We start from the raw sequence: 9632 nt of genomic DNA on the forward strand, positions 1-9632 counted from the left end.
TCAGACTACTTTCACCGCGTGCGGCTGGCTGCGTTCAGCCGGCAGGTGGTCGAGATCGCGGCTGACCAGCAGCAGGACCTGCGCCGACGCGTCGGCGACCTGTGCTTTGTAGCCGGCGATGGAGCGGGCGAAGACGTTGTAGATGACCACCGCCGGAATTGCCGCGACCAGGCCCAGCGCCGTGGCCAGCAGGGCTTCGGCGATGCCGGGGGCGACCACGGCGAGGTTGGTGGTCTGCGACTTGGCGATGCCGATGAAGCTGTTCATGATGCCCCAGACGGTGCCGAACAGGCCGACGAATGGCGCGGTCGAGCCGATGGTGGCGAGCACCCCGGTGCCTTGGCTCATCTGCCGGCCGCAGGCGGCGACCAGGCGCTCGAGGCGGAAGCTGACGCGTTCTTTGATGCCTTCCTTCTCGCGGGTGTTGGCCGACAGGCGCATTTCCTCGAGCGCATCCTGGACCAGCAGGTGCGACAGGCTGCCGACCTTGCCGGTCGTTTCCGCGGCGTCTTTCAGCGAGCGGCTTTGTTTCAGCGCGGCGAGCTCGGTACGCAGGCGGCGTTTGGCGCCGAGCAGCTCGAAGCCCTTGGCGATCCAGATGGTCCAGGTAATGACCGATGCCAGGGCCAGGCCGATCATCACGATTTTCACGATAATATCGGCGTTCTGGTACATGCCCCAGGGCGACAGGTCGTTGGCGAAGCCTTCTTCGGCTTCTTCGAGAGCCTGTTCGGTCGCGAGCGGGTCGACAGCCCCTTCGGGCGCGGGAGCTTGCGGGTTGAGCTGGGGCTGCGTCGGGTTAGCGCTTTGCGCTGGGGCTGGCGTGCTGATGGGCGTGACAGCCTGGGCGGCGGGGGCGGCGCCGGGCTCTTCGGCCACGGCCATGTTGGGAGCCAGCAGCAGGCTGAATAGCACTGTGGCGAGACTGCGCCAGGCACCTGACAGGTTGGGACGACGGGTTGGCTGCGTGCTGGATGGGGTAGGATTCATGCTGGCCGGACCTGATAGAAAGAAAATCGGCTTGTCCATGGATGCGTGTGCAAGGCATCCAAAGCGGGGATGCATTATTGCAAGTAATTCTTGTTAACAAAAGTAATACCGTCTCTTTCGTGTCTTCTTTCGCGGGTAAACGCTTTGCCCGTGGTTCTGGCGGCGCTACGCTGCGCGCTTTGTATGGAGTTGCAAGATGACTGATGCACCCTCTGTGTTGATTGCCGGTTGCGGCGATGTGGGTGGCCGTCTCGCTTCGCGCCTGCTGGCGGGCGGCTGGACGGTTCATGGCCTGCGCCGCAACGTGGCGGCCTTGCCAGTGGGTGTGCGGCCGGTGGCGGGTGATCTGGAGCGCAGCGAGGCGCCGGCGGCCTGGCCGACCGGCGGCCTGGATTACCTGGTCTACAGCGCCGCGGCCAGCCAGTCCGATGAGCCCGGTTACCGTGCGGCCTACGTCGAGGGACTGCGGCATGTGTTGGGCTGGCTGGCGCAACACGGGCAAAGGCCCAAGCGCCTGCTGTTCGTCTCCAGCAGCGGCGTTTACGGCCAGCAGCAGGGCGAGTGGATCGACGAGGACTCGCCGGCCGAGGCGGCGAGCTTCTCCGGGCGGGTGATGCGCGAGGCCGAACAGCTGGCGCTGCACAGTGGCCTCGCGGCGAGCCTGGTTCGCCTGACCGGCCTCTATGGCCCGGGCCGCCAGTGGCTGTTGACGCAGGTGCGGCAAGGCTACCGGGTGACGATCGAGCCGCCGCTGTACGGCAATCGCATCCATGTCGACGATGCCGCTGGGCTGTTGGCCTTCCTGCTGCAGGCCGATGCGCGCGGAGTGGCGCTGCAGGATTGTTACCTGGGTGTCGACGATGCGCCGGCGCCCCTGGCTGAGGTGGTGGCCTGGTTGCGCGAGTACCTGGGCGTCACCGAGTGGTCGGCAGAAGCGACGGTGCGGCGTGCCGGCAGCAAGCGTTGCAGCAATGCCCGTGCCCGCGCGCTGGGTTGGACGCCGAACTATCCCAGCTACCGTGAAGGCTATGCGGCGGTGTTGGCCGCAAATGAACCGTAGGTTGGGTTGGGGAGCGAAGCGACGAAGCCCGACGATTCCCGGTATCGGCGCAAACGCTGATATCGGGCGAATACATCGGCCTAATACGCCAATCTCGGGCTGTACAGTTCGAAATTAGGGGGCCTGGGAATTTTGCCTGGCGTTGGGCTTCGTGCCTCGACTCAACCGACTCCACTGCGCCGGTCCACAAGCGATGCTCAGTCGCGCTCCAGCACCCAGCGGGATTGGCCGGGGGCGTAGTCCGGCATTTCGTCGAATTGTGCGCGGTTGAGGGCTTCGAAGATTTCGATTCGCTCGCCGTCGCGCTTGAAGATCCAGCTGTTGCCCTGTTCGCCGCGTTGCAGCCAGAGGCTGTCGTGCTCGCCGCTCATGGCCGCGCAGTCGCCGGCCAGGCACAGTGCGTAACGTTCCGCGCCGGGAAGGCCTTCGACCTTGCCATCCGGGTGGAACAGCACCAGGCCACCTTCGCCAAGACCGCTTTTGATCTTCCAGGTGCCGCCCAGGTAGGCGGTGTAGAGAGCCTGTTCGAAGCTGCTGCCCGGTGGGGCGTGCGCTGCCGCTTTGCTGGATGGGCGGACGAAGCGTTGCTCGGGGCCCGATTCGCTTTCTTCCTGCAGCAACTGATCGCCGTTCAAGCGCAGTTGCTCATGGTAATCGCCGTAGAAATCCACCCGCCAGCGGGCGTCCGGCTCGGCGATCAATTGGCCTTCACCCAGCTCGAAACCGTTGCTGAAGGTCGCCAATTGGCGTGGCCCGTCGATGTGCCATTCCAGATTGGGGCCGTAGGCCAACAGGGCTTCGCGCAGGTTGCCACCCTGTGCTGCGGCATCGATCGCCGCTTGGTTGATCCAGATCCCGTTCGGGTCGCGGTTGGCTTGACTGGCGCAACCGCCCAACCAGGTTGCCAGCAGTAACAGGGCGAGCGCGTTGCGCATGACAGATTCCTTCCTGATGCGGGAGAGCGGGGCGCCACCTGGGTGGGCGCCCCTTAAGCGGCTTACTCGATGACGAGAATCGCGTCCATTTCCACCTGGGCGCCACGCGGCAACGCGGCTACGCCGATGGCGGCGCGGGCCGGGTAGGGTTGCTGGAAGTAGCGGCCCATGACCTCGTTGACCTTGGCGAAGTGCGAGAGATCGGTGAGGAAGATGTTCAGTTTGACGATGTCCTTGAACGAGCCGCCGGCGGCTTCAGCCACGGCCTTGAGGTTCTCGAACACCTGCACGGTCTGCGCTTCGAAGCCTTCAACCAGCTCCATGGTCTTCGGGTCGAGCGGAATCTGCCCGGACATGTAGACCGTGTTGCCAGCCTTGATGGCCTGGGAGTAAGTACCGATAGCGGCAGGTGCCTGCTCGGAGGTGATAACGCTCTTGCTCATAAAAAACTCCTTGAGGATTTGCCCGCCGCCAGAGGCGCGAGCCGTCGTTGAATGGGGGTCAGGCACGCACGCGGGAGATGTGCACCACGCCTTTCAGGGCGCGCAGCTTCTTGATCACGCGGGCTAGGTGGACGCGGTCGTGCACGCTGACGACCAGTTGCACCACGCTGATGCGCCCGTCGCGTTCATCCATGCTGATTTTTTCGATATTGCCGTCGGCGGCGTTGACGCTGCTGGCCAGCAGGGCGATCAGACCGCGCTGGTGCTCCAGTTCGATGCGCAGTTCGACGTTGAATTCGCCGACCACATCCTTGGCCCAGGACAGTTGGATGCATTTTTCCGGGTTGTGGCGGATTTCACTGATGTTCTTGCAGTTGTCCAGGTGCACCACCATGCCCTTGCCCGCGGACAGGTGGCCGACAATCGGGTCGCCGGGGATCGGTGTGCAGCATTTGGCGTAGCTCAGCACCAGGCCTTCAGTGCCGCGAATCGCCAGCGGACCTTCGGCGCTCGGCAGTTGCTCGCCTTCGCCGGCGAGCAGGCGGCGGGCCACTACATAGGCCATGCGGTTGCCCAGGCCGATGTCTTCCAGCAGGTCTTCGATAAGCTCCAGGCGGTATTCGCCGAGCACCGCTTGCACCTGCTCCGCCACCAGTTTGTCCAGGTGGCTGTTGAAGCCGGCCAGCACCTTGTTCAGCAGGCGCTCGCCGAGGCTGATCGACTCCGAGCGGCGCTGCAGTTTCAGTGCATGGCGGATGTGCGTGCGGGCCTTGCCGGTGACCACGAAGTTCAGCCACGCCGGGTTCGGCCGTGCGCCTGGCGCGGTAACGATTTCCACCGTGGCGCCGCTTTGCAGCGGCTCCGACAAGGGCGCCAGGCGCCGATTGATGCGGCAGGCGATGCAGGAGTTGCCGACGTCGGTGTGCACGGCGTAGGCGAAGTCGACCGCGGTCGAGCCTTTCGGCATCTCCATGATCCGGCCCTTGGGCGTGAAGACATAGACCTCGTCCGGGAATAGGTCGATCTTCACGCTCTCGATGAACTCCAGCGAATTGCCGGCGCGTTGCTGCATTTCCAGCACGCCCTTGACCCACTGGCGGGCGCGGGCGTGGGTGCCTTTGGGTTGGTCTTCTTCGTTGGACTTGTACAGCCAGTGGGCGGCGATGCCGTTGTTGGCCATCTCTTCCATCTCGCGGGTGCGGATCTGGATCTCGATGGGCACGCCGTGCATGCCGAACAGCGTGGTATGCAGCGACTGGTAGCCGTTGGCCTTGGGGATCGCGATGTAATCCTTGAAGCGCCCGGGCAAGGGCTTATACAGGTTGTGCACGGCGCCGAGCACGCGGTAGCAGGTATCGACCTTGTCGACAATGATGCGGAAGGCGTAGACGTCCATGATCTCGTTGAACGCCCGGCGCTTGCCGCGCATCTTCTGGTAGATGCCGTACAGGTGTTTCTCGCGGCCCAGCACCTCGCCTTCCATGCCCTCGCGGGCCAGGCAGTGGGTCAGCGACTCTTCGATCTTGTTGACGATTTCCTTGCGATTGCCGCGAGCGCGTTTGACCGCTTGGCGGATGCGCTCGGAACGCATCGGGTGCATGGCCTTGAAGCCCAGTTCCTCGAATTCCACGCGCATGCTGTGCATGCCCAGCCGGTTGGCGATCGGCGCGTAGATTTCCAGGGTTTCCTTGGCGATGCGTCGGCGTTTTTCGCCGGCCAGCACTTCCAGGGTGCGCATGTTGTGCAGGCGGTCGGCCAGCTTGACCAGGATCACGCGGATATCGCGGGCCATGGCCATGGCCATCTTCTGGAAGTTTTCCGCTTGCGCCTCGGCCTTGGTCTCGAAGTTCATCTGGGTCAGCTTGCTGACCCCGTCGACCAGTTCGGCGACGGTTTCACCAAATTGCGCAGTCAGCGCTTCCTTGGCGATGCCGGTGTCTTCGATCACGTCATGCAGCATCGCGGCCATCAGGCTCTGATGATCCATGTGCATGCCGGCAAGGATATTCGCCACCGCCAGGGGATGGGTGACGTAGGCTTCGCCGCTGCGGCGGCGTTGGCCGTCGTGGGCTTGTTCGGCGTAGAAGTAGGCGCGCCGAACCAGGTTGACCTGTTCGGCGCCCAGGTAGCTCGAAAGTCGATCGGCGAGGGCGTCTATGCTCGGCAAGGCTTAGCTCCTTGCCGAGAGGATTCCCGCGCCGTGAGACTTCGATCAGGCATAGGTTTACAGGGCCTCGTTGGCCTCGTCCTCGAAAGAGCCGAACAGCGGCTCGTCATCGACGATTTCTTCCTGGGCGATTACGTTGTAATCGATCAGGCCTGCCGCGATTTCGCGCAGGGCGACCACGGTCGGCTTGTCGTTTTCCCAGGCTACCTTCGGCTCTTTGCCGCCGGTGGCCAGTTGGCGGGAACGCTTGGTGGCGAGCATGACCAGCTCGAAGCGGTTATCGACGTTGTCCAGGCAATCTTCAACGGTAACGCGAGCCATGGTATTCCTCGTAGCGACGTATATAAGAGCGAAAAACGGTGCCCAGATGGGCGAGCGGACTGGATAGTCTAAAAAATAACCAGCCTTTAGGGAAGCGCAGATTTCTCGGCGCTTGATCCGGGCTAGGCCAGCAACTGGCTGAGCAGGTCGCTGAAGCGTTGCTGTTGCAGGCTTTGGTGCAGCTGATTGGCGCGGAAAATCGCCTTCAGGTCGTCCAGCGCCGTGGCGAAGTCGTCATTGATCACCAGGTAGTCATACTCGACATAGTGGCTCATTTCGCTGACCGCTTCACGCATGCGCTGCTCGATGATCGCATCGCTGTCCTGGCCACGGTTATTCAGGCGCTGGCGCAGGGCTTCCTGGCTGGGCGGCAGGATGAAGATCGATTTGGCTTGCGGCATCAACTTGCGCACTTGCTGCGCGCCCTGCCAGTCGATTTCCAGAATCAGGTCGAAGCCTTCGGCGAGGGTCTTTTCCAGCCAGCGCTGGGAGGTGCCGTAAAGGTTGCCGAAGACTTCCGCGTGTTCGAGGAATTCGTCGTGCTCGAGCATCTGCAAAAAGCTTTCGCGGCTGACGAAGTGGTAGTTGAGCCCGTCCGTTTCACCCGGCCGCATGCCGCGGGTGGTGTGCGACACCGAGACGCGGATCTGCGTCTGGGCGTCGATCAGGGCATTGACCAGGCTGGTCTTGCCGGCGCCGGAGGGCGCGGAAACGATATAGAGAGTGCCGGTGGTGGCGTGCATGTCGGGTTCGCCTTACTCGATGTTCTGTACTTGTTCGCGCATTTGTTCGATCAGCACCTTGAGGTTGACCGCCGCTTGCGTGCTGCGTGTATCGAAGGCCTTGGAGCCGAGGGTGTTGGCTTCGCGGTTGAGTTCCTGCATGAGGAAATCCAGGCGCCGGCCTGCTGCGCCGCCGGCTTTCAGTACGCGGCGTACTTCGGTGACGTGGGTGCTCAGGCGGTCCAGCTCTTCGGCGACATCGCTTTTCTGCGCCAGCAGCACCAGCTCCTGCTCCAGGCGCTGAGGGTCCAGCTCGGCCTGCATCTCGGCGCAACGGTCGAGAATCTTCTGCCGTTGCCCGGCGAGCATCTGTGGGATCAGTTCGCGTAGGGCGACGACTTCCTCGCCGATAGCGTCCAGGCGCTCATTCAGCAGCTTGGCCAGCTCGGCGCCTTCGCGTGCGCGGCCATTCTTCAGCTCATTCAGGGCTTGGGTGAATAAGGCCAACGCAGCACTGTTGAGGGCCTGCGGGTCGGCGGCATCGGCGACCAATACACCCGGCCAGGCCAGGACTTCCAGCGGATTGAGGGGCGCCGGTTGCTTGATCAAGCCGGCGACGATCTCTGCGGCGGCAACCAGTTGGGCCGCGCGCTCGCGATCGACTTGCAGCGGTTTTCCGGCGGTTTCTTCGGTAAAGCGCAGGGTGCATTCCACTTTGCCGCGCGACAGACTCTGGCGCAGGGCTTCGCGGACCGCGCCTTCGAGGTCGCGGAAGGATTCCGGCAGGCGCAGGTGCGGCTCCAGGTAGCGGTGGTTGACCGAGCGCAGTTCCCAGCTCAGCGTGCCGTTGGCACTGGCCTGCTCGACATGAGCGAAGGCGGTCATGCTGTGCACCATGGGGGAGACCTCGCAAAAAAAGACGATATAGAAGGCGCGGAATTGTAGCGCAGTGCGTCGACGGCTCCCAATTTGGTGTGTCGCCCAGGCTGTGCGGCCCTATAATGCCGAGCAGATTTCCGTCCCGAATAGGTATTCCCAAATGAAACGTCCGAGTGGCCGTGCCGCCGACCAGCTGCGCCCGATCCGCATCACCCGCAACTACACCAAACACGCCGAGGGCTCGGTGCTGGTGGAGTTCGGCGACACCAAGGTGATCTGTACGGTCAGCGTCGAGTCGGGAGTGCCGCGCTTCCTCAAGGGCCAGGGCCAGGGTTGGTTGACCGCCGAGTACGGCATGCTGCCGCGCGCCACCGGCGAGCGTAACCAGCGTGAAGCCAGTCGTGGCAAGCAAGGCGGGCGGACCCTGGAGATCCAGCGTCTGATCGGCCGTTCGCTGCGTGCCGCGCTGGACATGTCCAAGCTTGGCGAAAACACGTTGTATGTCGACTGCGACGTGATCCAGGCGGACGGTGGTACGCGTACGGCGTCCATCACCGGCGCCATGGTGGCGGTGATCGATGCGCTGAAAGTGATCAAGAAGCGGGGTGGTTTGAAAGGCGGCGATCCGCTCAAGCAGATGATTGCGGCGGTCTCGGTCGGTATGTATCAGGGTGAGCCGGTGCTGGACCTGGACTACCTGGAAGACTCCGCGGCGGAAACCGACTTGAACGTGGTGATGACCAGCGAGGGTGGTTTCATCGAGGTGCAGGGCACCGCCGAAGGCGCGCCGTTCCAGCCGGCCGAGCTGAATGCCATGCTGGCATTGGCACAGAAAGGCGTGACCGAACTGTTCGAGTTGCAGCGCGCGGCGCTGGCCGACTAATTCCCCAATACCCAGGAGCTGCCGCATGAACGAGAACCAGACGCCCGTGTCGACACCCAGCCAGGAGGCGCGGCAGTGGGCGATGTTCTGCCACTTCGCGGCTTTTCTCGGGTTGGTGTTTCCCTTCGGCAACCTGATCGGTCCGCTGATTGTCTGGCAGATCAAGAAGGATCTCGATCCGTTCGTCGATGCCCAGGGCAAGGAAGCGCTGAATTTCCAGATCACCGTGGCGCTGGCGGCCTTGGTCTGTATTCTGCTGATGCTGGTGGTGATCGGCTTCGCCTTGCTGGGTTTGCTCAGCATCGGTGCGCTGGTGCTGACCATCATCGCCGGGATCAAGGCCAACGAAGGTCAGGCCTACCGCTATCCGTTCTGCTGGCGGCCGTTGAAATAAGTCGAGCAAACATGAAAAAGCCGGCATTGCGCCGGCTTTTTTGTTGCTGCGTACGGGTTTAGACGCTCAGCGTCCAGTCGTAGTCGACAATCAGCGGCGCATGCTGGGAGAAGCGCGGCTGACGCGGCAACCGGGCGCCGCGCACGAAGCGACGCAGGCCGGGCGTCAGCAGCTGGTAGTCGAAGCGGTAGCCGAGGTTGAGCATTTCCGCTTGCTCGCTGTTCGGCCACCAGCTGAACTGGTCGCCTTCGCGGTTCACTTCGCGCAGCGCATCGACGTAGCCCATGGTGCCGACCACTTCGTCCATCCACGCCCGTTCCGGCGCGAGAAAGCCTGGCTCCTGCTGGCAGTCGCGCCAGTTCTTCACATCCAGTTTCTGGTGGGCGACGTAGAGCGAGCCGCAGTAGATGTACTCGCGGCGCTTGCGGCGTTGCTTGTCCAGGTAATGGGCGAAGTCGTCCATGAACTTGAATTTCTGGTTCAGGTTCTCGTCACCGCTCTGTCCCGAAGGCAGCAGCAGGGTGGCGATACTCACTTTGTCGAAATCGGCCTGCAGGTAGCGCCCGTAGCGATCGGCGGTCTCGAAACCGAGCCCGCTGATCACCGCCTTGGGTTGCAACCGCGAGTAGAGTGCCACACCACCTTGGTCGGGCACTTCAGCGTCGCTGGCATAGAGGAAATAGCCATCCAATTGGAGGGCTGGGTCGTCCAGTTCAAAGGCGGAGGCACGGGTGTCCTGCAGGCAGATGACGTCGGCATTCTGAGCTTGCAGCCAACTGAGCAACCCGCGCTCGACTGCAGCTTGAATACCATTCACGTTCACACTGATGATCCGCAT

At 63.0% G+C, this 9632-nt stretch carries 11 protein-coding genes; 3 read left to right on the forward strand and 8 right to left on the reverse strand.

Features of this window, described 5'->3' with window-relative positions:
* Positions 1–990: a tonB-system energizer ExbB gene (gene exbB, locus AC3IYG_RS00905; RefSeq protein ID WP_489311851.1), complete on the reverse strand. Its 990-nt coding sequence runs from the start codon at positions 988–990 to the stop codon at positions 1–3.
* Between the two features lie 196 nt (positions 991–1186).
* On the opposite strand from exbB, the gene AC3IYG_RS00910 reads away from it, so the two are divergent.
* Entirely contained in the window at positions 1187–2050 is an 864-nt protein-coding gene (locus tag AC3IYG_RS00910; protein ID WP_489311852.1) for an NAD-dependent epimerase/dehydratase family protein, read from the forward strand.
* Between the two features lie 197 nt (positions 2051–2247).
* Here AC3IYG_RS00910 and AC3IYG_RS00915 read toward each other — a convergent pair whose 3' ends face one another.
* From AC3IYG_RS00915 to AC3IYG_RS00940, 6 genes are all read right to left on the reverse strand, one after another.
* Positions 2248–2985, reverse strand: a complete 738-nt coding sequence (locus AC3IYG_RS00915) for a hypothetical protein (RefSeq protein WP_489311853.1) — start codon at positions 2983–2985, stop codon at positions 2248–2250.
* A gap of 62 nt (positions 2986–3047) precedes the next feature.
* Entirely contained in the window at positions 3048–3428 is a 381-nt protein-coding gene (locus tag AC3IYG_RS00920; RefSeq protein ID WP_119953193.1) for a RidA family protein, read from the reverse strand.
* Positions 3429–3486: 58 nt separating this feature from the next.
* Entirely contained in the window at positions 3487–5595 is a 2109-nt protein-coding gene (gene spoT, locus AC3IYG_RS00925; RefSeq protein ID WP_489311854.1) for a bifunctional GTP diphosphokinase/guanosine-3',5'-bis pyrophosphate 3'-pyrophosphohydrolase, read from the reverse strand.
* 57 nt (positions 5596–5652) lie between these two features.
* Positions 5653–5916 (reverse strand): DNA-directed RNA polymerase subunit omega, encoded by a 264-nt coding sequence (rpoZ, locus tag AC3IYG_RS00930; RefSeq protein WP_489311855.1) that lies wholly within the window; start codon positions 5914–5916, stop codon positions 5653–5655.
* A gap of 122 nt (positions 5917–6038) precedes the next feature.
* Positions 6039–6659: a guanylate kinase gene (gmk, locus tag AC3IYG_RS00935; protein ID WP_489311856.1), complete on the reverse strand. Its 621-nt coding sequence runs from the start codon at positions 6657–6659 to the stop codon at positions 6039–6041.
* 12 nt (positions 6660–6671) lie between these two features.
* Entirely contained in the window at positions 6672–7535 is an 864-nt protein-coding gene (locus tag AC3IYG_RS00940; protein ID WP_489311857.1) for a YicC/YloC family endoribonuclease, read from the reverse strand.
* 142 nt (positions 7536–7677) lie between these two features.
* On the opposite strand from AC3IYG_RS00940, the gene rph reads away from it, so the two are divergent.
* Both rph and AC3IYG_RS00950 read left to right on the forward strand, forming a co-directional pair.
* Positions 7678–8400, forward strand: a complete 723-nt coding sequence (gene rph / locus AC3IYG_RS00945) for a ribonuclease PH (RefSeq protein ID WP_489311858.1) — start codon at positions 7678–7680, stop codon at positions 8398–8400.
* A gap of 25 nt (positions 8401–8425) precedes the next feature.
* Positions 8426–8794 (forward strand): DUF4870 domain-containing protein, encoded by a 369-nt coding sequence (locus tag AC3IYG_RS00950; protein ID WP_489311859.1) that lies wholly within the window; start codon positions 8426–8428, stop codon positions 8792–8794.
* Between the two features lie 58 nt (positions 8795–8852).
* On the opposite strand, the gene crc is transcribed toward AC3IYG_RS00950, so the two are convergent.
* A complete protein-coding gene (gene crc, locus AC3IYG_RS00955) occupies positions 8853–9632 on the reverse strand; it encodes a catabolite repression control protein Crc (protein WP_489311860.1) in 780 nt (259 codons plus the stop codon).

This window comes from Pseudomonas sp. KH_027, from assembly GCF_057838565.1.

What these genes read in the sequence shown, in the direction of transcription:
- exbB (WP_489311851.1), bottom strand. Translation starts at nt 990, where the DNA reads ATGAATCCTACCCCATCCAGCACGCAGCCAACCCGTCGTCCCAACCTG.
- AC3IYG_RS00910 (WP_489311852.1), top strand. Translation starts at nt 1,187, where the DNA reads ATGACTGATGCACCCTCTGTGTTGATTGCCGGTTGCGGCGATGTGGGT.
- AC3IYG_RS00915 (WP_489311853.1), bottom strand. Translation starts at nt 2,985, where the DNA reads ATGCGCAACGCGCTCGCCCTGTTACTGCTGGCAACCTGGTTGGGCGGT.
- AC3IYG_RS00920 (WP_119953193.1), bottom strand. Translation starts at nt 3,428, where the DNA reads ATGAGCAAGAGCGTTATCACCTCCGAGCAGGCACCTGCCGCTATCGGT.
- rpoZ (WP_489311855.1), bottom strand. Translation starts at nt 5,916, where the DNA reads ATGGCTCGCGTTACCGTTGAAGATTGCCTGGACAACGTCGATAACCGC.
- gmk (WP_489311856.1), bottom strand. Translation starts at nt 6,659, where the DNA reads ATGCACGCCACCACCGGCACTCTCTATATCGTTTCCGCGCCCTCCGGC.
- AC3IYG_RS00940 (WP_489311857.1), bottom strand. Translation starts at nt 7,535, where the DNA reads ATGGTGCACAGCATGACCGCCTTCGCTCATGTCGAGCAGGCCAGTGCC.
- rph (WP_489311858.1), top strand. Translation starts at nt 7,678, where the DNA reads ATGAAACGTCCGAGTGGCCGTGCCGCCGACCAGCTGCGCCCGATCCGC.
- AC3IYG_RS00950 (WP_489311859.1), top strand. Translation starts at nt 8,426, where the DNA reads ATGAACGAGAACCAGACGCCCGTGTCGACACCCAGCCAGGAGGCGCGG.
- crc (WP_489311860.1), bottom strand. Translation starts at nt 9,632, where the DNA reads ATGCGGATCATCAGTGTGAACGTGAATGGTATTCAAGCTGCAGTCGAG.